Source organism: Rubellimicrobium mesophilum DSM 19309 (assembly GCF_000600335.2).
Classification (GTDB): domain Bacteria; phylum Pseudomonadota; class Alphaproteobacteria; order Rhodobacterales; family Rhodobacteraceae; genus Rubellimicrobium; species Rubellimicrobium mesophilum.
This window is the reverse complement of the sequence record NZ_KK088567.1, coordinates 1-21,461: the sequence shown is the minus strand read 5'-3', so window position 1 is coordinate 21,461 and position 21,461 is coordinate 1. Positions and strand designations below refer to the sequence as shown.

Genomic DNA, 21,461 nt, shown 5'->3' with positions numbered 1-21,461 from the left:
CCGATCCTCGTCTACGCGGTCCTCGGGCTGGGGGGAGGGCATCCTCGCGATGCTCCCCCTCGGCCTGGGCCGGACGGCGCGCCCCTGGGTGTGGCTGCTGCTGCCCATCCTCCTCGTCGTCCTGATCCTGATCTATCCGGTAATCGCCACCTTCGCGACCTCGCTGAAGGACGCCCGCGCCGAGGCCTGGGTCGGGTCCGAGAACTACAGGTGGGCCTTCTCGGGCGCGATGCTCGACGTCGTCGGCAACAACGTCCTGTGGCTGATCGCCTTCCCTCTCATCACCCTCGTCCTCGCGCTCTTCACCGCGACGCTCTTCGACAAGGTCCGCTACGAGCCGCTGGCCATCATGGTCGTGATCCTGCCGACGGCGATCTCCTTCACCGAGGGCTCGGTCATCTGGACGCAGATGTACTCCTTCCAGCCGGCAGGCTCGCCGCAGATCGGCACGCTCAACGCGGTGCTGGGCCTCTTCGGCGTGGGTCCGGTGCCGTGGCTGATCCAGCCGGTCGTCAACAACCTGGCGCTCATCTTCATCGCCGTCTGGCTGCAGCTCGGCATCGCCACGCTGATCCTGTCCTCGGCGATCAAGAACGTGGGCGCGGAGATGATCGAGGCCGCGCGCCTCGACGGGGCGGGCGAGTGGCGGATCTTCCGCTCGATGATCCTGCCCAACATCCTGCCCTCGGTGCTGGTGGTGCTGACGACCATGATCATCGTGGCGCTCAAGGTCTTCGACATCGTCTACGTCATGACCAACGGGAACTTCGGCACCGACGTGATCGCGAATCGGCTCTATTACGAGCTCTTCGCCGTGAGCAACCTGGGCCACGCGAGCGCGATCGCCGTGATCCTGCTCTTCTCGGCGCTGCCCATCGCGCTCGTCAACATCTTCCAGTTCCGCGCGGAGGCCCGGCCGTGAGCGAGACGATCCCCCAGGGCGTCCCCGCGCCCCGCCCCGTCGCCTTCGCGAGGACGGTGCCCAGCAGCGGTGGCCGGACCGGGGCGCTGCGCTGGCTGGTCCATGCCGTCGTCGCCTTCATCGTGCTCTGGTTCCTGCCGATCCTGGCGCTGCTCCTGTCCTCGCTCCGGCCGCAGGCCGACACGGCGACCTCGGGGTGGTGGATGGCGCTGGTGCGACCGAGCTACACGGCCGAGAACTACTTGCTGGCGCTCGACCAGCTCCGCATTGCGGGGAGCCTCGGCACCTCGCTCGCCATCGCGATCCCGACGACGGTGCTGGTGGTCCTGCTGTCGGTCATCGGCGCCTATGCGCTGGTGCGGATGAACTTCGCCGGGCGCACGGCGCTGTCGCTCCTCCTGGTCGCGCTCCTCGTCACGCCGCCGCAGATCACGCTGGTGCCGCTCCTGCGGCTCTACAACCTGATGGGTCTATCGGGCACGATCCCAGGGATCTGGCTCTACCAGGTCGGCTTCACGCTCCCCTTCGGGGTGTTCCTGCTGCGCGGCTTCATCGCCTTGATCCCGCAGGAGCTCTTCGAGCGCGCCCACCTCGACGGTGCCTCGGAGCTTCGCACCTTCCGGTCCATCGTGCTGCCGCTGTCCCGTCCCATCATGGCGTCGCTCGGCATCATGGCCTTCCTCTGGTCCTGGAACGACCTGCTGATCCCGCTCCTCTTCATGGGCGGCTCGTCGATGTCGCTGCCCATCACCGTGAACCTCGCCGGTATGGTGGCCCAGACCACGCAGGGGCAGGGGCCCCTGATGGCTGCCACCTTCCTGTCGGTCGCGATCCCGCTCGTCCTTGTCATCTCGCTCCAGCGCTACTTCGTGCGGGGCATCCTCGGCGGCGCGGTCAAGGGATGACCCGCGCCCTCCCTCCCTCAGCGATAGGAGCCACCCCATGACGGCAGTGGCCATCCGCGACGTCCGCAAGGCCTATGGCAACACCCCGGTCATCACGGCGTGAGCCTCGACATCCCGGACGGGCAGTTCGTGGTCCTCGTCGGCCCCTCGGGCTGCGGCAAGTCCACGCTGCTGCGCATGATCGCGGGGCTCGAGGGGATCACCGGCGGCACGATCCGCATCGGCGAGCGGGTGGTGAACAACCTGCCCCCGTCGGAGCGGGACATCGCCATGGTGTTCCAGAACTACGCGCTCTACCCGCACAAGACGGTGGCCGCGAACATGGGCTTCGCGCTGCGCATGGCCAGGATGCCGCGCGAGGAGATCGCCAACCGGGTCGCCCGCGCCGCCGACATCCTCGGGCTCAAGCCCTACCTCGACCGCTACCCCCGCGCGCTTTCGGGCGGGCAGCGGCAGCGGGTCGCCATGGGCCGCGCCATCGTGCGGAACCCCAAGGTCTTCCTCTTCGACGAGCCGCTCTCGAACCTCGACGCCAAGCTGCGCGTGCAGATGCGGACCGAGATCCGGTCGCTCCACCTGCGCCTCAAGACCACGACCGTCTACGTCACCCACGACCAGATCGAGGCCATGACCATGGCCGACCGCATCGTCGTCATGCGCGACGGCCACATCGCCCAGGCGGGCGCGCCGCTCGACCTCTACGACCGGCCGGCGAACACCTTCGTCGCGGGCTTCATCGGCTCGCCCTCGATGAACTTCCTGCCCGGACGCATCGAGGTCCGGGCCTCGGGCCCCGTCTTCGTCGCCGACGGCGGGATCGAGCTGCCGCTGCGCCCCGGCGGTCCCGTGCCGCAGGGCCGCCGCGTGACCTACGGCCTCCGGCCCGAGCACCTCGTGCTCGGCGGCGAGGGCAGCCTGCCGGCCCAGGTCCGCCTCGTCGAGCCGACCGGCTCGGAGACGATGGCCGTCATGAAGCTGGGCAGGAGCGACGTCGTGGGCGTCTTCCGCGAGCGGGTCTCGGTGCGCGACGGCGAGACGATCCTGGTGCGGCCCGATCCGGCGCACGTCCACCTCTTCGACCCCGAGAGCGGGGCGAGGCTGACCTGATCACGGCCGGTCCGACCGATCCAAGTTCCTGCGGCAGCACCGGCCGCCGCATCCCCCGTCTCACGGAGCAGACCCATGATTCCGAACGATGACCTCTCCTTCCAGATGTTCTCCTCGCGCACGGTCGAGACCCTCGACGAGCACCTCCGGCTGCTGTCCGAGCTCGGCTACACCGACGTCCAGCCCTTCTTCTTTGGCGCGCCCGAGGACATGGCGGCGCTCGACGACTACGTGGCGCTCCTGAAGCGGTACGGCTTGACCTCGAAGTCCGGCCACTTCACGCTGGACGTGTTCGAGCAGTCCCCCGACCTCGTGGCCGACATCGCGCGCAAGTTCGGGATGTGGCTCGTCGTCTGCCCCTGGATCAATCCTGAGGACCGGCCCGGCACCGCCGAGGGCTGGCAGGCGCTCGGTGCCCGGATGGCCCGGCTGACCGAGGAGATGAGGGCGCGCGGCCTGACCTTCGCCTATCACAACCACGAGTTCGAGATGGTGCCGCTGCCGGATGACAGCTATCCCATCGACCACCACCTGGGCGATACCGTGCCCTTCGAGCCCGACCTCGCCTGGATGGTGGTGGGCAAGGCCGATCCGCTGGTCTGGCTGAGGAAATACGCAGGCCGCGTCCCGGCGGTCCACGTCAAGGACCTCGCCCCCGAGGGGACGGCGCTGGACGAGAAGGGCTTCGCCGACCTCGGTCATGGGACGCTGGACTGGCAGGCGCTCTGGGACGCCTCGGTGGCCGCTGCGTCGCAACTGATGATCGTGGAGCACGACCAGCCCGCCGACTGGCGCCGGTTCGCCCGCCGCTCGGTCGAGACGATGAAGGCCATCGGCCGGAAGACGGCGGCCTGAGGCCGCTCTGGCTGCCGTTCGGAACAAGGACAGAATGATGACGGGTATCGTCCACGACGCGGTGATCGTCGGGTCCGGCGCCGCCGGGAGCTTCGCCGCCGAGGATCTGACCGACCAGGGACTCTCGGTGCTGCTCCTGGAGGCGGGGCCAGAGATCGGGCCGCAGCACTTCGACCCGTCGAGGAAGCCGAAGAAGCCCCGGCCGATCCACATCGCCGAACGGGCCGCGGCCACGCTCGGGGGCCAGCCGGTGCAATCACGCGCGGCGTTCTTTCGGGGCGTGCTGAGCCACCTCTACGTCAATGATCGCGACAATCCCTACACCACGCCTCGGGACGCGCCCTTCGTCTGGATCCGGGGCCGTCAGGCCGGCGGACGGACCCACACCTTCGGCCGGGTGCTGCTGCGCTGGACCGACGACAACTTCAAGTCCAAGACCCGCACCGGGCGCGGGGTGGACTGGCCCATCTCCTACGAGGAGCTCGCGCCATTCTACGACGAGGTCGAGTCCTATCTCGGCCTCTACGGCAACGCGGACGGCGTCGAGTCGCTGCCCGACGGCGTCACCAAAGCACCAGCCAAGCTCACGCCGGCCGAGCGGCACTTCAAGGCCTCCGTCGAGGACCGCTGGCCCGAGCGTCACGTGATCGCCTGGCGCTCGGTCGCCCCCGAGCCCAGCCGCGTCATGCGGCCCCTGCGCGCTGCGAAGGAGAGCGGGCGGCTGACCATCCGTTACGACACCTTCGCCCGGCGGGTGCTGACCGAAGGGCGCCGCGCCACCGGCGTCGAGGTCGTCGACCGGATCAGCGGGGCCACATCGGTCGTGCGCGCGGACCGCGTGATCCTCTGCGCCTCCCCCATCGAGAGCGTGCGGCTCCTGCTGAATTCGGCCTCGGCCGACCATCCGGGGGGCCTGGGCAACTCCTCGGGCCAGCTCGGGCGCTACTTCATGGACCAGCTTCCCATGCTGGCCATGGGCATCTATCCCCCGGTCACGGGACACGCCGGCGACCACAGCCAGCCCCCCGATCCGTTCTACGACGCGCAGGGCGGCATCTTCGTCCCCCGCTTCGACGCCCAGGACGATCCCTCTCAGCTCCTGTTCTTCGGCTTCGGCCAGATGCAGCCCCACGCGGAGAACCGCATCACGCTCGACCCCCGAAAGACCGACCGCTGGGGCATCCCGGTGCCGCACATCGCCTGCCGGATGCGGCCGGAGGACGAGGCGCTCCTCGTCCGGCAGGAGGAGGCCTTCCTCGATACCGTCAACGGCGCCGGCGGCAAGGTCGAGTTCCTGGGCAGCCCGCGCGGCATCCGCGAATGGGGCCGTGGCGCCTATCCCGAGGCGGACCCGCTCTCGCGGTTCCTGTTCCGTCGGTTCTTCGGTCGGGTCATGGTCATGGGCGCGGCGATCCACGAGACGGGTGGGGCGCGCATGGGCGACGATCCGGCGGCCTCGGTCCTGAACCGCTGGGGCCAGTGCTGGAACGCTCCGAACCTCTATGTCACGGACGCCAGCGCCTTCGCGGGCAGCGGCGTGTCGGGCACGACGCTCAGCGTGATGGCCCAGACCGTTCGGGCCTGCCGCCATCTGGCGCTACGCCGAACGCAGGCCGGCGCAGGAGAAGCTCTGGTCGCGGCGATGACCGGACGAGCGGGCAGCCAGGGCGGCTGACCGGGCGAAGGCGATGCCGGAGAGGCGCGGCGAGGACCCGCTCGCCAGGCCCAAGCGCTCGCCTTCCGCCGGCAGATGCGTGTCGCGGGTGCGAGCCCGGGGCTGCAGGGAAGGAGCGGCCGAGCCGGGACCTCGGCCGTGGTAGCCTGGCCCACCTGCCAGCTCGACGAAGGCCACTGTCCCTCCGGCGGACCGGATCGTCCAGGGGTCCCGGGAGGTCTCGGCTCCTAGCAGGCATCAGGGCGTGCTGGGCGGCGTCAGCCGGGCCCGAGGAAGCTCGGACCCGCCTGCACGAGCATCTCGGCCCGCCTCCTGGGTGACGGGTGGCTCGCCACCGTGGCTGCACTGCCCAACTCGAGGCGGCATCGCACCCGTGGCGCCCGTCGGCTTGAGCACCCACCCCTGCCTCGCCCAATAGCGCCCGGACGATCATTCGGGGCGGCCCCTGGCGCCTACCTGAACAAGGACAGGGCGATGGCCACGAAGCCCAGCAGGAACATGGACAGGGCGGCGTGGAACAGGCCCGTGGCGATCCGCCTCCAGCGCATGTCGCCCTCGTGGTCCGACGACGCATGGGCCACCACCGCATGATAGGCGGCCCCCCAGGTGGCGACCCCGGTCGTCACCCCCAGGGCCCAGATGAACAGGGCGCAGGCCAGGGCGGCCCCCGGCACGACGTCGAGGTTGGCGGCCTGGCTCAGGCCGGCGATCAGGGCGCCGGAGTTGATCGTCACGACGGCCGTGACCCCCGCGCTGGCGTAGAACCGGATGAGTTCGAGCTGGTAGGGCTCGGCCACGATGCCGGGCTCGGGAAAGGTGGGACGCGCGGGACGAGGCGAGGGCGATCCGGGCAGCGAGGGGCCTCCGGGAAGAAGCATCGCAAGGGGCTTGAATGCGAGAGCCAGCACGAGGGACACTCCAGGAAGGGGAACGGCGCGGCCGATCTACCGTCGGGACCTGGCCCGCGCTTGAACGAAACGGCTGATCTCGGGCGGTCTCGACCGACCTGCCGAGGGGCCGCGACGAGATGCGGGCAGACAGGAACCCCCGCCAGCTCGGGGCGCAGGTCGATCCCGCAGGCGTCGGTCCGTTCGGCAACACGGGATGCCTCGCGATCTCACCTCGGCCGAGGTCGAGTTCCGCGGCCTGGACCGAAGGCGAGCCGTCCACTCGGGAGCCTCCGAGGTCGGAGGGACCCCATGCTCGGACACTCCCGGAGGCCGGGGGCGGGCCGGCCCACGGCCTCGGCCGTCCAGCAGAGCCCGTCGGGGCAACTCCGCCGGAAGGAGCCTCCTGACGTCGCGCCTCGCATCGCGGGGGATGGCCTGCTGGTCACGCCGCCATCCGGAGCATCCTGGCCTGGGCCACGAAGGGGGCGAGGCCCTGTTCGATCATCGATACGATCTCGGCGCGGGCGGTCTCGGGCGAGCCACCGGGGAAGGGCGGCTCGGGGTCGTACTCGGAGACGAGGAGGACGGCCTCGGCGTCGAGCATCCCCCGCACCTCGGCCACGAGCGAGGCGCCGAGGTCGAGCCCGGCCGAGACCCCGGCTCCGGTGACGACGTTGCCGTCCCGGACCACGCGGCCGTGGGTGGGGATGGCCTCGAACTGGCTCAGGAGGTCGCGCACGATCCAGTGCGAGGTGGCCTTCCTGCCCCTGAGCAGCCCGGCGGCGCCGAGAACCAGGGACCCCGTGCAGACGGAGGTCACGTAGCGGGCGCGCGAGCCGCGGTCGCGGAGGAACTCGATGGTGGCGGGATCGCGGGCGGCTGCGAGCGTCCCCATGGTGCCGCCCGGCACGAAGAGGAGGGCGAGGTCCTCGGGGCAGGTGCCGAAGGTCGCCGTGGGCTGGATCGCGAGGCCGAGGTCGCTGGGCACCGGGCTCAGGTCCGCCCCGATGGTGACGAGGTCCACCTGCGCGCCCGACATCGAGGCCAGGAAGTGATGGGGCCCGACGAGGTCGAGCGCGGTCATGCCGGGGTAGACCAGCATGGCGATACGGTCGACGGTACCGTCCGGGGCGGAGGCGGCCGGCGTGGCGAGCCGCTCCTCGGCGCGAACGGGGCCGGGGACCGTGGGAGCGAGGGCGAGCCCGGCGAGGGCGGCGAGGGCGATGCGGCGGTTTAGTTGCATGGCGTGGCTCCTGTCGAGGACGGGGTGCATCTACGCGCCGCCCAGGGGCCCGAGCTTGAACGAAGCTGCTATTGTCGGCGCGACCTGAGCCACATGGTGTCCGCCGGAATGCCGAACATGCGCAGGAACGTGCGGCTGAAGTGCGCGGAGTCCGAGAAGCCCGCCTGGTGCGCGGCCTCGGTCAGGGTGTCGCCGGCGGCCCGGCGCTGCACGGCCCGCATCAGCCGCCGCCAGAGCACGTAGGTGCGGAACGGGAGCCCCGTCTGCTCGACGAAGAGGTGACTGAAGCGGCCTTCCGAGAGGCAGGCGACGGAGGCCGCCGCCGCGACGGTGACCCCGCCGTCGGCCTGCCCGAGCCAGTCGACCACCCTCTGGATGCGCGGGTCCAGCTCCGCCTCGCCCTGCTGCGGCCCGAGCAGCCGCCCGAGGATCCGGGCGCCGATCTCCTGGACCTCGTGCTCGTTGGGGGGCGGGCCCTGCCACATCGGCTCGAGCTCGGCCACGATATCGGGCCTCGGCGGCAGGCGGGCGGCGGCGCGGTCCCCGAGGAGGCGCCTCAGCCCGGCCCCGGCGCGGCTCTCCGGCTCCACGAAGAGCAGCGCGACCCGGCCCTCGGGCTCGATCGCATGGGGGTGGTCCGGGGCGATCAGCACCACGGGGCCCTCGAGGAGCCCGTCCCCGGTGCGGATGTTCGCGGTGCCGCCGGCGGCCAGCGTGAGCTGGAAGGCGTGGTGGGCGTGCATCCGGTTCGACCGCGGGCCCTGCGGCGGCAGGATGTCGAAGACCCAGAGGCTCCCGCCCTGCCAGAGGACGATCCGATCGTCGCTCGACACCTTCCGCGTCATCCGCCTGCTCCTCGATTCCAGATGCGGGACGCCGACGTCCCTGGGAGGCCGGGTGGCAGATTAGCCGTTTCGTTCAAGCGCGCCACCGCCGAGGTCCGTAGACGGCGGCCTCGTTGCCGACCTTTTCCTTCCGGAGATCCTGCCATGACATTCCCGACCTCCCGCCGCGCCCTCCTGCTCGGCCTTCCCGCCCTCCTCCTCGCCGCCGGCACCGCCGGGGCGGCCTGGATGATGCGCGTCCCCTCCGACCTCGACCTCTCGCGCGAGAAGGCGACCGAGGCCGGTCTCTATATGGCTGCCGTCGCGCCCGTCGAGGAGCCCGTGACCGTCGGGCCGATGCACGCCTGGACCGTGACCCTGACCGATCGGGACGGCGCGCCCCTGGATGGCGCCCGGATCACGGTCGATGGCGGGATGCCCCAGCACGGCCATGGCCTGCCCACCTCGCCGGCGGTGACGCAGGACCTGGGCGGGGGGCGCTACCTGATCGAGGGCATGAAGTTCAACATGCCGGGGTGGTGGGAGCTGGACCTCAGCATCGAGGGTCCGGCCGGGACCGACTCCGTCACCTTCGACCTCGTGCTCTGAGGGCGGATGATGCGCCGCCTCCCTGTCCTTCTCGCGACGGTCCTGGTCCTGGGCGCCGCCGGCGGCGGGCTTCATGTCGCCGTGCAGCCCGGCTGGTCCGAGGTGGAGCTGGCGCAGGTCCGCTCCCTCTCGCTCGAGGCCCTTCCGCCGCTGCCGGCGGACCCCTCGAACCGCGTGGCCGACGATCCCCGCGCGGCCGAGCTGGGCCGGGCCCTGTTCTTCGACACCCGCCTGAGCGCCAACGGCGAGGTCGCCTGCGCGACCTGCCATCTCCCCGACCGGCAGTTCCAGGACGACCTCCCGCTCGGCCATGGCATAGGCCAGACCGGGCGGCGCACCATGCCCATCGCCGGCATGGCCTATGCCCCCTTCCTGTTCTGGGACGGGCGCAAGGACAGCCTCTGGTCGCAGGCGCTGGGGCCGCTCGAGAGCGCCGTCGAGCACGGCGGCGACCGCACCCAGTACGCCCACCTCGTCGCCGAGCGCTATGCGACGGAGTACGAGGCCGTGTTCGGCCCGCTGCCCGACCTGACGATGCTTCCTCCGCACGCCGGTCCTGTCGCCGACCCGGTCGTCGCCGCCGCATGGGAGGCCCTGCCCGAGGACCGGCGCGAGGCGGTCACGACGGTCTTCGCCGACATGGGCAAGGCCATCGCCGCCTACGAGCGGACGATCCTGCCATCCGAGACGCGCTTCGACGCCTGGGTCGCCTCCGACGCCTTCCCCAAGGCGGGCCTCCTCTCCGAGGACGAGATCGCCGGGCTGCGCCTCTTCCTCGGCGAGGGCGAGTGCGTCAACTGCCACAATGGGCCGCTCCTGACCGACAACCACTTCCACAACACCGGCGTGCCGGCCGCTCCGGGCCTGCCCGAGGACCAGGGCCGCGCAGCAGGCGCGCGCCTCGTGCGGGAGGATCCCTTCAACTGCCTCGGGCCCTTCAGCGACGCCCGGCCGGAGCAATGCGGAGAGCTGCGCTTCTTGGCTCCCGACGGCGAGGACCTCGTCCGCGCCTTCAAGCCGCCGTCCCTTCGCGGCGTCGCGTCTCGGGCTCCTTATATGCACGCGGGTCAGATCGGCACGCTGGACGAGGTCCTCGCCCACTACGCCAGTGCGCCAGCGGCCCCGGAGGGTCACACCGAGCTCCGGCCCAAGGCCCTCAGCGCGGAGGAGAGGGCCCAGATCATCGCCTTCCTCGGCACGCTCGAGCCCCTGACACCTGACGTGAAGCGACTGGCCGAGGCGCCATCCCGGTCCGCTGCCCTGCGGGAGCGCTCCCTGGACTGAGGTGTCCCGGGCCAGGCCGGCCCGGACTAGAGGAAGGTCTTCGATGTCGTCCCACGAGCCCAAGAATGGAGAAGTCATGACTACCGGAACCCTTGCCCCATGCGCGTCGCTGCGAGGTCCCGCCCGTCTGCTGCTCGGCGGACAGCTTCTTCATGTCGCTGTCACCCAGTTCCATGCCGGCGGCGACGCCAACGACCATCACGCCATCTTCGAGGCCTATGCCCGGGACAGGATATGGGCGGCCGTGCACCTGGGCCAGTTCGCGGCGACGGCGATCCTGCTTGCCGGCCTGATGAGCTTGTCTCTCGCTCTCGACGACCGGGATGCAACCAAAGGGCGGGTCGGCCGGCTGGGGGCCGCTTCGGCGGTGGCGGCGCTGGCCCTCTACGGCGTGCTGCAGGCGGTGGACGGGGTCGCTCTCAAGCAGGCCGTCAGCGCCTGGGCCAGCGCCCCGGAGGCCGAGAAGGCGGCCCGCTTTGCCGTCGCCGAGTCCGTCCGCTGGCTCGAATGGGGTTTGCGGAGCTACCAGGATGTCGCGATGGGCCTATCCCTGCTCCTGCTCTCGCTGGCGGCGCTGCGGGCGGGCCGGCTGCCGCAGCCGGTCGCCGGCCTGATGGGCCTCTCCGGTGCCAGCTACCTAGCGCAGGGCTGGGTGGCCGGCACGGAAGGCTTCTCGCCGGCCCAGTCGGTGGCGATCGTGCTGGGCTGGGTCCTGAGCCTGTCGTGGATGATCTGGCTGGTCGCCGCCACCTGGCGCCTGCCGGCCTCGGGCGCTCTCGGGGCGACGCAGGTCGATCCGGTCAAGGGCGGACGTTCGGAAGGTGGGTTCGCCGAGGCCGGCTGACCGGGCGACCAAGGGCCACGCCGGACGGTGCCGGCGACCCGTCAGCCGGCCGGCGGCGAAACGGGTCGGGCGCCGAGCGCGAGCGAGACCGCCTCGGCGGCCTCGACGACCCGGGCGGCGAGCGCGGGGATCGCGTCCGGCCGGACCCGGCTCACGGGGCCGGAGACGGAGAGCCCCGCCACCGTCTCCCCATAGGCGTTGCGGATGCCGGCGGCGACGCAGCGCATCCCTTCGGTCCGCTCCTCGTTGTCCACAGCGTAGCCCCGGGCCCGCACCTCGGCGAGGGCAGCGGAAAGCTCGCCTGAGTCGGTCAAGGTCCGATCCGTGTAGCCCTGCAGCGGCCGGGCAAGCAGGCGCCTGACCTGATCGGGCGCCGCATGGGCCAAAAGAACCTTGCCGATCCCCGAGGCATGGAGCGGCGACTTCGTGCCCGGCGGGAAGAAGGCGCGGATCGCGGCATGGGTCTCGACCTGGCTCACGAACAGCACCGCGCCGTCGCTCTCCACGCCGAGGTTGGCCGTCTCGCCCGTGGCCTCCATGAGGCTGCGCAGCACCGGGCGCGCCCGCTCGATCAGGCCGGTGCGGCGCAGGAAGGCCGAGCCGATCAGGAAGGCCCCGGCGCCGACGTGCCAGACCTGCTGGGCCTCGTCGAACTCGACCATCCGGTGGGCCTGCATGGTGACGAGGATGCGGTAGACCGTCGCCGGCGCCTCGTCGAGCGCCCGCGCCAGCTCCGACAGCGTCGTCGCCTCGAGCCGCGCGAGCTCGCCCAGCACCTCGAGCGAGCGGTCGAGCGACTTGATGACGTTCTGGTCGGTCTTGTCGTCGAAGGCACGGGGCCGCCCGCGCGGCCGCCGCTCGGCGCCATTCTTCAGGTTTCCTGTCAAGTCTTTCGCGGCGACCATGAAAAAATTCCCCACCCTATGAAAAAAGAAAGTTGCATAAGGTCAGGGTCTTGTCGAGGGGATGGCAAAACGAAAAACCGTTTCGAAAAACTGGAGCGGCAGGCGCGGTCGGGTTACCCAAGGAAGACCCGACAAAGGGAGGACGTCGTGAGCGCACAGAACCCGGTCTTCATCCCCGGCCCGACCAACATGCCGGAGGCCCTTCGCAAGGCCTGCGACATGCCCACCATCGACCACCGCTCGGCCGTGTTCGGCGAGATCCTGGCCCCGTGCCTCGCCGGCGTGCGCCGCGTGCTGAAAAGCGAGCGGGCGCAGGTCTTCCTCTTCCCGTCCACCGGCACCGGCGGCTGGGAGACGGCGATCAGCAACACGCTCAGCCCCGGCGACAAGGTGCTCGCCGCCCGGCACGGGATGTTCTCGCATCGCTGGATCGACCTTTGCCAGCGCCACGGCCTGAGCGTGCAGGTCGTCGAGGCGCCCTGGGGCGCGGGCCTGCCCGCCGACCGCTACGCCGAGATCCTCGCCGCCGACACCGCCCACGAGATCAAGGCCGTCCTCGCCACCCACAACGAGACGGCCACCGGCGTCCGCTCCGACATCGCCGCCGTGCGTCGCACGCTGGACGCGGCGGGGCACCCGGCGCTCCTCCTCGTCGACGGGGTGAGTTCCATCGCGTCCATGGACTTCCGCATGGACCAGTGGGGCGTGGACGTGGCCGTCACCGGCTCGCAGAAGGGCTTCATGCTGCCCGCCGGCCTCGCCATCGTCGCCTTCAGCGACAAGGCCTGGCGCGCGACCGAGACGGCGAAGCTCCCTCGTACCTTCTTCGACGTGCGCGACATGGGCCAGAGCTACGCCCGCAACGGCTTCCCCTACACGCCGCCCGTGGGGCTGATGAACGGCCTCAGGCTCTCGACCGAGATGCTGCTCAAGGAGGGGCTGGAGAACGTCTTTGCCCGCCACCGCCGCATCGCCGACGGGGTGCGCGCAGCGGTCGCCGCCTGGGAGATGCCGCTCTGCGCCGAGGGGCCGGAGCTCTGGTCCGACACGGTCAGCGCGATCCGCACGCCCGAGGGTTTCGATGCGACGAAGATCGTGACCCACGCAGCGGCGAAATACGGCGTCGCCTTCGGCGTGGGTCTGGGCGAGGTCGCGGGCAAGGTGTTCCGCATCGGGCATCTGGGCAGCCTGACCGACGTGATGATGCTCTCCGGCCTCGCGACGGCCGAGATGGCGATGGCCGACCTCGGGCTTCCGGTCCGGCTCGGCTCGGGCGTCGCGGCGGCGCAGGAGGTCTACCGCGCCAGCGAGGCGAAACTCGAGAAGGCGGCGGCGTGATGAAGGACATGATCGACCTGACGGTCCCCACCTGGGACAACGTGCTGGAGGCGCACGAGCGCATCCGGCCCCACATCCACCGCACGCCGGTGCTCACGTCGAGCGTCCTGAACCGCCTCACCGGCGCCGAGCTCTTCTTCAAGTGCGAGAACTTCCAGAAGGCCGGCGCCTTCAAGGTGCGCGGCGCCTCGAATGCGGTCTTCGGCCTCTCGGACGCCGAGGCCGCGCGCGGGGTCGCCACCCATTCGAGCGGCAACCACGCCCTCTCGCTCTCCTACGCCGCCGGGCGGCGGGGCATCCCGTGCCATGTCGTGATGCCCCGCACCGCGCCGCAGGCCAAGAAGGACGCCGTTCGCGGCTACGGCGGGGTCATCACCGAATGCGAGCCCTCGACCTCCTCGCGCGAGGAGGTCTTCGCCAAGGTCCAGTCCGAGACCGGCGCCGACTTCGTGCATCCCTACAACGACCCCCGCGTGATCGCCGGGCAGGCCACCTGCTCCCGCGAGCTCCTGGAGCAGGTCGAAGGCCTCGATGCCATCGTCGCCCCGATCGGCGGCGGCGGCATGGTCTCGGGCACCTGCCTCACGCTCTCCAGCATCGCCCCGAACGTGAAGGTCTACGCCGCTGAGCCCGAGCAGGCCGACGACGCCGCCCGCAGCTTCCGCGCCGGCCACATCATCGCCGACGATGCGCCCAGCACGGTGGCGGACGGGCTCAAGGTCCCGCTCAAGGACCTCACCTGGCACTTCGTGAGCCGCCACGTCACCGACATCCTCACCGCGAGCGAGCAGGAGATCGTGGACGCCATGCGCCTGACCTGGGCGCGCCTGAAGATCGTGATGGAGCCGTCCTCGGCCGTCCCGCTCGCCACCATCCTCAAGAACCCCGAACTGTTCCGTGGCCAGCGGGTCGGCGTCGTCGTCACCGGCGGCAACGTCGACCTCGACAGGCTGCCCTGGCTCTAAGGAGTGTCCCCGATGAACGACATGAGCAAGATCGACACGCTGGAGGTGGGCTTCGACGTGCCCGCCAAGGTCGGCATGAACGAGGCCGACATCCAGACGCCCTGCCTGATCCTCGACCTCGACGCGCTAGAGCGGAACATCCGCAAGATGGGCGACTACGCCCGCGCTCACGGGATGCGCCACCGCGCTCACGGCAAGATGCACAAGTCAGTGGACGTGATGAAGCTCCAGGAGAGCCTCGGCGGCGCGGTAGGCGTGTGCTGCCAGAAGGTCTCCGAGGCCGAGGTCTTCGCGCGCGGCGGCATCAGGGATATCCTGGTCTCCAACCAGGTCCGCGACCCCGCCAAGATCGACCGCCTCGCCCGGCTGCCGAATTACGGCTGCCGCGTCATCGTCTGCGTGGACGACGTGGCAAACGTGGCCGACCTCTCGGCCGCCGCGCGGAAGCACGGCGCGACCATCGAGTGCCTCGTGGAGATCGACTGCGGCGCCGGCCGCTGCGGCGTCACCACGACCCCCGCCGTCGTCGAGATCGCCAAGGCCATCGCCGCCGCCCCGAACCTCAAGTTCACCGGCATCCAGGCCTACCAGGGCGCCATGCAGCACCTTGACTCTTTCGAGGCCCGGAAGGCGAAGCTCGACGCCGCCATCGCGCAGGTGAAGGACGCCGTCGAGGCGCTCAAGGCCGAGGGGCTCGACCCCGAGCTCGTCTCGGGCGGCGGCACCGGCAGCTACTACTTCGAGAGCAACTCGGGCGTCTACAACGAGCTCCAGTGCGGCTCCTACGCCTTCATGGATGCCGACTACGGCCGCATCCACGACAAGGACGGCCAGCGCATCGACCAGGGCGAATGGGAGAACGCTCTCTTCATCCTGACGAGCGTGATGAGCCACGCCAAGCCCGACAAGGCGATCTGCGACGCGGGCCTCAAGGCGCAGTCGGTCGATAGCGGGCTGCCCTTCGTCTATGGCCGCGACGACGTGAGATACGTCAAGTGTTCGGACGAGCACGGCGTGATCGAGGACCCGAACGGCGCGCTCAAGGTCAACGACAAGCTCCGCCTCGTCCCTGGCCACTGCGACCCGACCTGCAACGTCCACGACTGGTATGTCGGCGTCCGCAACGGAAAGGTCGAGGCCCTCTGGCCCGTCTCCGCGCGCGGCAAGGCCTACTGAGCCCACCGGGGGGCCGGGGCAGCCCGGCTCCCCTTTCGAAAGGAAAAGGACCCCATGATCGTCGTTCCCGAACGGATCATCGCCGGGCTGATGACGCGGGCGGACGCCTTCGCCGCCATCGAGGCGGTCTTCGCCGCCATGGCGCGCGGAGAGGCCCGCAACTTCCCCGTGGTGCGCGAGGCCATCGGCCACGCCGACGCGCTCTACGGCTTCAAGTCGGGCTTCGACCGGGCGCATCTCGACCTCGGGCTCAAGTCCGGGGGCTACTGGCCCGGCAACGCCGCCAAGGGGCTCACCAACCACCAGTCCACCGTGGTCCTCTTCGACGCCGACACGGGGCGCTGCCGGGCGCTGGTCGGGGGGAACCTCCTCACCGCGCTCCGCACCGCCGCCGCCGCCGCCGTCTCGGTCGCGCATCTCGCGCGCAAGGACTCCCGCGTGCTCGGCATCGTCGGCGCCGGCCATCAGGCCGCCTTCCAGCTCCGCGCCGTGGCCGAGCAGCGCCCCTTCGAGCGGGTCGTCGCCTGGAACCGCTCGCCCGAGAAGCTCAAGGGCCTCGCCTGCGCGGCCGAGGAGATGGGCCTCCCCTTCGAGAGCGTGTCGCTCGACCGGCTGGGCGCCGAGGCCGACGTGATCGTCACCATCACCTCCAGTTTCGACGCGATCCTCGGGGACGCGCAGGTCCGCCCCGGCACGCACCTTGCCTGCATGGGCACCGACACGCGTGACAAGAAGGAGGTCGATCCCACCCTCGTCGCCCGTGCCTCGGTCTTCACCGACGAGGTCGCGCAGGCCGTGACCATCGGCGAATGCCAGCACGCCGTGGCCCTGGGCCTCAAGGGCGAGGCCGACATCGTGCCGCTGGGCGCCGTCATCAACGGCGACCATCCCGGCCGCGCCTCGGAGGAGGAGGTCACGCTCTTCGACGGGACCGGAGTGGGCCTCCAGGACCTCGCTGTCGCCTCCCGGGTGGTGGACCTCGCCGTGCAGAAGGGCTTGGCTACGCAGGTCGAGTTCTGAAGGAGGCAAGACGATGCGGGTCGCCATCAACGGGTTCGGCAGGATCGGTCGCTCGATCCTGCGTGCCCTTGCCACGACGCGAGGCGGGGAGGGGGTCGAGGTCGCCCTCCTCAACGACCTCGCGCCCTTGGAGACCTGCGCCTACCTCTTCGAATACGACAGCACCTTCGGCCCCTTCCCGGGCCGCGTCGAGATGCGCCCCGGCGCCCTGGCCTTGAACGGGGCGGCAATCCCGTTCCACCACGCGCCGGACCTCTCGGCGCTCGACCTCTCGGGCATCGACGTGGTGCTCGAATGCACCGGCTGGGCGAACACGCGGGACGTGGCGGAACGGGGCCTCCGGGCCGGAGCCGAGGCCGTCCTGATCTCCGGCCCGTCAGTGGCGGCGGACGTCACGGTCGTGACCGGCGCCAACGACGCGGCGCTCACCGATCAGGCCATCGTCTCCAACGCCTCCTGCACGACCAACGCCGTGGCGCCGCTCCTGAAGCTCCTCGACGACCTGTGGGGCGTCGAGTCCGCCCACATGACCACGATCCACTGCTACACCGGCAGCCAGCCCACGGTGGACGCCCCGCGCGAGGACCTCGCCCGCAGCCGCGCCGCCGCGCTGTCTATGGTGCCCACCACCACCAGCGCCACGAAGCTCGTGGAGCACATCCTGCCCCATCTCAAGGGCCGCACCACCGGCGCCGCCGTGCGGGTGCCGACCGCCAGCGTCTCGGCCGTGGACCTGACGGCGCGGCTCGCCCGGCGGCCGGAGGACTTCACCGAGAGGCTCCGCGCCGCCTGCGCCGCCTCGCCCGTGCTGGGCTGGACCGACCGGCCGCTGGTCTCCTCGGACCTGCGCGCCCGGCCCGAGTCGCTGGTCCTCGCGGGGCCGGAGACGCTGTGCGGCCCCGAGATGACCCGCCTCTTCGGCTGGTACGACAACGAATGGGGCTTCGCGAACCGAATAATCGACGTGGCCCGGAGAATGGCGCGTCGCGACTGGGAGGAGAACACGAATGTCGCTTGAGGACACCCGCCTGGGCTCGGGCCCGCCGCTTTTGGGCACCGCCGACCTATATGCCTCGGGGTCGCAGGACGGACCCGGAGGCCCCATGGCTCGGCTGTTCAGGTTGCAGGAGAAGGGGACCACGGCCCGCACCGAGGTCATCGCCGGGGCCACCACCTTCCTGACGATGGCCTACATCATGTTCGTCAACCCGGACATCCTGTCCACGACCGGCATGGACCGCGACGCCGTGTTCGTGGCGACCTGCCTCGCCGCCGCGCTGGGCTCGGCGATCATGGGGCTCTGGGCCAACTGGCCCATCGGCATGGCCCCGGGCATGGGCCTCAACGCCTTCTTCGCCTTCACCGTCGTCGGCACGATGGGCTACTCCTGGCAGGAAGCGCTGGGCGCTGTCTTCATCTCGGGCCTCGTCTTCCTGTTCCTGTCGTTGACCGGCATCCGCCGCTGGCTCATCGCGGGCATCCCCCACTCCATGCGCAGCGCCATCGCCGCGGGCATCGGCCTGTTCCTGGCGATCATCGCGCTGAAGTCCTCGGGCCTCGTGGTGGCCAGCCCCGCGACGCTGGTCACGCTGGGGGACCTCACCTCGACCGGGGTGTTGCTGACCGTAGGGGGCTTCTTCATCATCGCGGCGCTGGACGCCCGGAAGGTCCCGGGCGCGATCCTGATCGGCATCCTCGCCATCACCGGCGCCTCGATCGCGCTGGGCGTCAGCCAGTTCGGCGGAGTGGTCTCGCCCCCGCCCTCGATCCTGCCGACCTTCCTGCAGCTCGACGTGGGCGGCGCGCTCGGCGCCGGCATCCTGCACGTCGTGCTCGTGATGGTGCTGGTCGAGGTCTTCGACGCCACCGGCACGCTGATCGGCGTGGCCAAGCGCGCGGGCCTCTTGGTCGAGGGGCCCGCCCACAAGAGCAAGGGCCTGAGCCGGGCGCTGATGGCCGACTCCACGGCGATCCTTGCGGGCTCGATGCTCGGCACCTCCTCCACGACCGCCTATGTCGAGAGCGCCTCCGGCGTGCAGGCCGGCGGTCGCACTGGGCTCACCGCGCTCACCGTGGCGACGCTGTTCCTGCTCTCGACCTTCCTGTCGCCGCTGGCCGGGTCGGTGCCGGTCTACGCCACGGCACCCGCGCTCCTCTACGTCGCGACGCTCATGCTGCGCGAGCTGTCCGAGGTGAGCTGGGAGGACGTGACCGAATCCGCCCCCGCCGTGCTGACCGCCGTGGCGATGCCCTTCACCTACTCCATCGCCAACGGCCTCGCCTTCGGCTTCGTCAGCTACGCCCTCATCAAGCTGCTGACCGGCCGCGCGCGCGAGGTCCATGCCGCGACCTGGATCGTCGCCGCGCTCTTCGTGGCCCGCTTCGTGATCTTCCCGAACGGCTGATCCCCCGGGAACGCCAAAAGGAACGGGCGGCGCCGGACACGGTGCCGCCCGTTGCCCGTTCTCAAAACGCCGACCGCAGCTCGCGCGCGGCGAAGTCCACGAAGAGCCTCACCTTGGGGTCCTGCACCGGCCGGTGCGGCATCAGCGCCCCGAACTGCGCCGTGACCGGCGGCGTCCCGGGCAGCAGCTCGACCAGCCGCCCCTCCGCCAGGGCCTCGGCCACCTCGTAGCGCGGGCGGTTGGCGATGCCCGCCCCGTCCAGCGCCCAGGCGGTCAGCACGTCCCCGTCGTCCGCGTCGAAGTCTCCGGCGACCAGCATCCGGCGCGGACCCTCGGGCGTCTCCAGCACCCAGTAATACTCCGGCGAGCGGGGAAAGCGCAGCAGCAGGCAGTTGTGCTCCCTCAGGTCGTCCGGGCTGCGCGGCGTCCCCCGCTCCGCGAGATAGGAGGGCGCCGCCACCAGCACGCGCGGGCTGTCCGCGATCTTGCGCCAGACCAGCGCGGAATCGGCGGGCTGGCCCAGGAAGAAGGCGACGTCGATGCCGTCCTCGACGATGTTCACGTTGCGGTCGGTCAGGCGCAGCCGCACCTGCACCTCCGGGTTCGCCTTGCAGAAGCGTGGCACCAGCGGCGCGACCAGCCGCCGCCCCAGCCCCAGCGGCGCCACGACCCGGATCACCCCCTGCGGCGTGCCCGAGTAGCTCGCCACCACCGCCTCCGTCTCCTCCAGCGCCGAGATCACCCGGCGGGCGTTCTCGTAGAGCACCTGCCCGATCTCGGTCGGCGTCAGCGTGCGCGTGGTGCGGTTGAGGAGCCGCGCGCCGAACTTCGCCTCCAGCTCCTTGATACGATTCGACGCGCCCGCCGGCGTCAGCCGCAGGTCGCGCCCGCCGGCCGTGATCGACCCCAGCTCCACGACCCGGACGAAGAGCCGGAGGCTGTCGAGATACGACATGGGCCAGGCCCCCACTTTATCGGAACGGTGTAAAGTGTTGCCCGTGATGAGTGATTTATGCAACAGCCGAACGCCGCCATGGTGCCCCCGATGCACACGGAGGCGGCATGACCCACGACATTCGCTTTCTCTTGAACGGCGCCGAGGTGCGGCTCCCCGAGGCTGGGCCGGGCGACACCCTGCTCGACTTCCTGCGCCTGAACCGGGGCCTCACCGGCACCAAGGAGGGCTGCGCCGAGGGCGACTGCGGCGCCTGCACGGTCCTGATCGGACGGCTCCACGGAGGCGCGCTCCGCTACGAGCCGGTCAATGCCTGCATCCGCTTCCTCGCCTCCTGCCACGCCTGCCACGTCGTCACCATCGAGCACCTGCGCGCGCCCGAGGGCGGGCTGCACGCCATCCAGCGGGCCATGGTCGCCCACCACGGCAGCCAGTGCGGCTTCTGCACGCCCGGCATCGTCATGGCGCTCTACGGCCTCTGGATGACGAGCCCGGCCCCGAGCGCGGTCGAGGTCGAGACCGCTCTGCAAGGCAATCTCTGCCGCTGTACCGGCTACGAGCCCATCATCCGCGCCGCGCTCGCCGCCTGCCGCGAGGGCGGGCAGGCCCATGACGCCCTGACCCGCGAGCGCGAGGCGGTCGCGGCCATGCTCGCTACTCTCGCTGGCGAACGCGTCGACGTGCGCCGGGGCGAGGAGAGGGCGATCCTGCCCGCCGACGTGGACGACCTCGCCGCCGCGCTGCTGGAGAACCCCAGGGCCACCCTCGTCGCCGGGGCGACCGACGTGGGGCTCTGGGTGACGAAGCACCTGCGCCCGATCTCGCCCGCCGTCTTCATCGGCCACTTGATGAAGGGGATCGAGGTCGGAGCGGACGATGTCCGCATCGGCGCTGGCGTCACCTATTCCGAATTCGCTCCGACCCTCGCGGAGCACCTCCCCGAGGCGCGGGACTACCTCCTCCGCATCGGCAACTGGCAGGTCCGCAACGCCGGCACCATCAGCGGCAACATCGCCAACGGCTCGCCCATCGGAGAGATGCCGCCCCTCCTGATCGCCCTCGGCGCCCGGATCGTCCTGCGCCGGGGCGATGCCCGCCGCGAGCTGGCCCTGGAGGACTTCTTCCTCGACTACGGCAAGCAGGACCGCGCCCCCGGCGAGTTCCTCGAGACCGTCGTCATCCCGCGCCAGCGAGGCGCCCGGATCGCCGCCTACAAGGTCTCTAAGCGCCGCGACGCCGACATCTCCGCCGTCGCCGCCGGCTTCCGGATCGTGGAGGAGGGCGGGGTCATCATCGAGGCGCGGCTCGCCTTCGGCGGCATGGCCGGCACCCCCCGCCGCGCCCCCCCCGCCGAGGCCGCCCTCCGGGGCCGCCCCTTCTCGCGCGAGGCGTTCGAGGCCGCCGCCCGCGCCGTGCGCGGCGACTTCACCCCGCTCACCGACTGGCGGGCCAGCGCCGACTACCGCCAGGCCATCGCCGCGAACCTCCTCCGCCGCTTCTGGCTGGAGCAGTCCGGGGCCGACCTGCCCCTCCGCCTGA

At 70.9% G+C, this 21,461-nt stretch carries 19 protein-coding genes and 1 pseudogene; 15 read left to right on the top strand and 5 right to left on the bottom strand.

Going from position 1 to position 21,461, the window contains the following annotated elements; genetic code table 11:
- Positions 1–49 precede the first annotated feature (49 nt).
- The 5 genes and pseudogenes from RUMESO_RS09715 (at position 50) to RUMESO_RS09695 (ending at position 5,464) form a co-directional block, all read left to right on the top strand.
- Complete coding sequence (locus RUMESO_RS09715; protein ID WP_037279943.1) at positions 50–922, top strand: carbohydrate ABC transporter permease; 873 nt, start codon at positions 50–52, stop codon at positions 920–922.
- Positions 919–1,827 (top strand): carbohydrate ABC transporter permease, encoded by a 909-nt coding sequence (locus RUMESO_RS09710; RefSeq protein WP_051521190.1) that lies wholly within the window; start codon positions 919–921, stop codon positions 1,825–1,827. Before RUMESO_RS09715 ends, RUMESO_RS09710 begins: the two co-directional genes overlap by 4 nt.
- A gap of 37 nt (positions 1,828–1,864) precedes the next feature.
- Positions 1,865–2,934, top strand: a pseudogene (locus tag RUMESO_RS09705) (ABC transporter ATP-binding protein).
- 75 nt (positions 2,935–3,009) lie between these two features.
- Positions 3,010–3,789: a sugar phosphate isomerase/epimerase family protein gene (locus RUMESO_RS09700; RefSeq protein WP_037279942.1), complete on the top strand. Its 780-nt coding sequence runs from the start codon at positions 3,010–3,012 to the stop codon at positions 3,787–3,789.
- 37 nt (positions 3,790–3,826) lie between these two features.
- The gene (locus tag RUMESO_RS09695) at positions 3,827–5,464 is read left to right on the top strand and encodes a GMC oxidoreductase (protein WP_082483568.1); all 1,638 of its coding nucleotides are present in this window, start codon (positions 3,827–3,829) and stop codon (positions 5,462–5,464) included.
- A 452-nt stretch (positions 5,465–5,916) separates the two neighbouring features.
- On the opposite strand, the gene RUMESO_RS09690 is transcribed toward RUMESO_RS09695, so the two are convergent.
- From RUMESO_RS09690 to RUMESO_RS26265, 3 genes are all read right to left on the bottom strand, one after another.
- Positions 5,917–6,372 (bottom strand): hypothetical protein, encoded by a 456-nt coding sequence (locus tag RUMESO_RS09690; protein WP_037279941.1) that lies wholly within the window; start codon positions 6,370–6,372, stop codon positions 5,917–5,919.
- Positions 6,373–6,796: 424 nt separating this feature from the next.
- Entirely contained in the window at positions 6,797–7,597 is an 801-nt protein-coding gene (locus RUMESO_RS09685; RefSeq protein ID WP_051521189.1) for a DJ-1/PfpI family protein, read from the bottom strand.
- 68 nt (positions 7,598–7,665) lie between these two features.
- Positions 7,666–8,442, bottom strand: a complete 777-nt coding sequence (locus RUMESO_RS26265; protein WP_037279940.1) for an AraC family transcriptional regulator — start codon at positions 8,440–8,442, stop codon at positions 7,666–7,668.
- A gap of 144 nt (positions 8,443–8,586) precedes the next feature.
- Here RUMESO_RS26265 and RUMESO_RS25705 point away from each other — a divergent pair, with 144 nt between their 5' ends.
- The 3 genes from RUMESO_RS25705 to RUMESO_RS09665 all read left to right on the top strand — a co-directional run bounded on the left by RUMESO_RS25705 (position 8,587) and on the right by RUMESO_RS09665 (position 11,158).
- Entirely contained in the window at positions 8,587–9,030 is a 444-nt protein-coding gene (locus tag RUMESO_RS25705) for a FixH family protein (protein WP_037279939.1), read from the top strand.
- A gap of 9 nt (positions 9,031–9,039) precedes the next feature.
- Positions 9,040–10,314: a cytochrome-c peroxidase gene (locus RUMESO_RS09670; protein ID WP_082483628.1), complete on the top strand. Its 1,275-nt coding sequence runs from the start codon at positions 9,040–9,042 to the stop codon at positions 10,312–10,314.
- A gap of 76 nt (positions 10,315–10,390) precedes the next feature.
- Complete coding sequence (locus RUMESO_RS09665) at positions 10,391–11,158, top strand: DUF4386 family protein (protein WP_211262835.1); 768 nt, start codon at positions 10,391–10,393, stop codon at positions 11,156–11,158.
- 41 nt (positions 11,159–11,199) lie between these two features.
- On the opposite strand, the gene bhcR is transcribed toward RUMESO_RS09665, so the two are convergent.
- Positions 11,200–12,063: an HTH-type transcriptional regulator BhcR gene (bhcR, locus tag RUMESO_RS09660; protein ID WP_051521188.1), complete on the bottom strand. Its 864-nt coding sequence runs from the start codon at positions 12,061–12,063 to the stop codon at positions 11,200–11,202.
- Between the two features lie 147 nt (positions 12,064–12,210).
- On the opposite strand from bhcR, the gene bhcA reads away from it, so the two are divergent.
- Genes bhcA through RUMESO_RS09630 form a run of 6 tightly spaced genes read left to right on the top strand, consistent with a single transcriptional unit; the run spans position 12,211 to position 18,967 of the window.
- Complete coding sequence (gene bhcA / locus RUMESO_RS09655; RefSeq protein ID WP_037279938.1) at positions 12,211–13,401, top strand: L-aspartate--glyoxylate aminotransferase BhcA; 1,191 nt, start codon at positions 12,211–12,213, stop codon at positions 13,399–13,401.
- The gene (gene bhcB, locus RUMESO_RS09650; RefSeq protein ID WP_156362836.1) at positions 13,401–14,366 is read left to right on the top strand and encodes a beta-hydroxyaspartate dehydratase BhcB; all 966 of its coding nucleotides are present in this window, start codon (positions 13,401–13,403) and stop codon (positions 14,364–14,366) included. The genes bhcA and bhcB overlap by 1 nt, the downstream gene beginning before the upstream one ends.
- Positions 14,367–14,378: 12 nt before the next feature.
- Positions 14,379–15,542 carry a 3-hydroxy-D-aspartate aldolase BhcC gene (bhcC, locus tag RUMESO_RS09645; protein ID WP_037279937.1) on the top strand — a complete coding sequence of 388 codons (1,164 nt, stop codon included), beginning with the start codon at positions 14,379–14,381 and terminating at the stop codon, positions 15,540–15,542.
- Positions 15,543–15,596: 54 nt separating this feature from the next.
- On the top strand, positions 15,597–16,562 hold the full coding sequence (gene bhcD, locus RUMESO_RS09640; protein WP_037279936.1) for an iminosuccinate reductase BhcD: 966 nt from the start codon (positions 15,597–15,599) through the stop codon (positions 16,560–16,562).
- A gap of 13 nt (positions 16,563–16,575) precedes the next feature.
- Positions 16,576–17,580 carry a type I glyceraldehyde-3-phosphate dehydrogenase gene (locus RUMESO_RS09635; protein ID WP_037279935.1) on the top strand — a complete coding sequence of 335 codons (1,005 nt, stop codon included), beginning with the start codon at positions 16,576–16,578 and terminating at the stop codon, positions 17,578–17,580.
- Positions 17,570–18,967 carry an NCS2 family permease gene (locus RUMESO_RS09630; protein WP_245639215.1) on the top strand — a complete coding sequence of 466 codons (1,398 nt, stop codon included), beginning with the start codon at positions 17,570–17,572 and terminating at the stop codon, positions 18,965–18,967. Before RUMESO_RS09635 ends, RUMESO_RS09630 begins: the two co-directional genes overlap by 11 nt.
- 61 nt (positions 18,968–19,028) lie before the next feature.
- Here the strand turns inward: RUMESO_RS09630 and RUMESO_RS09625 are convergent, their stop codons facing one another.
- Positions 19,029–19,922 (bottom strand): LysR family transcriptional regulator, encoded by an 894-nt coding sequence (locus RUMESO_RS09625; RefSeq protein ID WP_037279934.1) that lies wholly within the window; start codon positions 19,920–19,922, stop codon positions 19,029–19,031.
- Between the two features lie 107 nt (positions 19,923–20,029).
- Between RUMESO_RS09625 and xdhA the strand changes: the two genes are divergently transcribed.
- A partial coding sequence (gene xdhA, locus RUMESO_RS09620; RefSeq protein WP_037279933.1) for a xanthine dehydrogenase small subunit occupies positions 20,030–21,461 on the top strand: 1,432 nt, incomplete at its 3' end.

Coding starts and splice junctions, on each gene's coding strand:
- RUMESO_RS09630 (WP_245639215.1), top strand. CDS start 17,570: ATGTCGCTTGAGGACACCCGCCTGGGCTCGGGCCCGCCGCTTTTGGGC.
- RUMESO_RS09695 (WP_082483568.1), top strand. CDS start 3,827: ATGACGGGTATCGTCCACGACGCGGTGATCGTCGGGTCCGGCGCCGCC.
- RUMESO_RS09715 (WP_037279943.1), top strand. CDS start 50: ATGCTCCCCCTCGGCCTGGGCCGGACGGCGCGCCCCTGGGTGTGGCTG.
- RUMESO_RS09625 (WP_037279934.1), bottom strand. CDS start 19,922: ATGTCGTATCTCGACAGCCTCCGGCTCTTCGTCCGGGTCGTGGAGCTG.
- bhcR (WP_051521188.1), bottom strand. CDS start 12,063: ATGGTCGCCGCGAAAGACTTGACAGGAAACCTGAAGAATGGCGCCGAG.
- RUMESO_RS09635 (WP_037279935.1), top strand. CDS start 16,576: ATGCGGGTCGCCATCAACGGGTTCGGCAGGATCGGTCGCTCGATCCTG.
- RUMESO_RS09670 (WP_082483628.1), top strand. CDS start 9,040: ATGCGCCGCCTCCCTGTCCTTCTCGCGACGGTCCTGGTCCTGGGCGCC.
- bhcC (WP_037279937.1), top strand. CDS start 14,379: ATGAACGACATGAGCAAGATCGACACGCTGGAGGTGGGCTTCGACGTG.
- RUMESO_RS26265 (WP_037279940.1), bottom strand. CDS start 8,442: ATGACGCGGAAGGTGTCGAGCGACGATCGGATCGTCCTCTGGCAGGGC.
- RUMESO_RS09700 (WP_037279942.1), top strand. CDS start 3,010: ATGATTCCGAACGATGACCTCTCCTTCCAGATGTTCTCCTCGCGCACG.
- RUMESO_RS09665 (WP_211262835.1), top strand. CDS start 10,391: ATGACTACCGGAACCCTTGCCCCATGCGCGTCGCTGCGAGGTCCCGCC.
- RUMESO_RS09685 (WP_051521189.1), bottom strand. CDS start 7,597: ATGCAACTAAACCGCCGCATCGCCCTCGCCGCCCTCGCCGGGCTCGCC.
- bhcD (WP_037279936.1), top strand. CDS start 15,597: ATGATCGTCGTTCCCGAACGGATCATCGCCGGGCTGATGACGCGGGCG.
- RUMESO_RS25705 (WP_037279939.1), top strand. CDS start 8,587: ATGACATTCCCGACCTCCCGCCGCGCCCTCCTGCTCGGCCTTCCCGCC.
- bhcB (WP_156362836.1), top strand. CDS start 13,401: ATGAAGGACATGATCGACCTGACGGTCCCCACCTGGGACAACGTGCTG.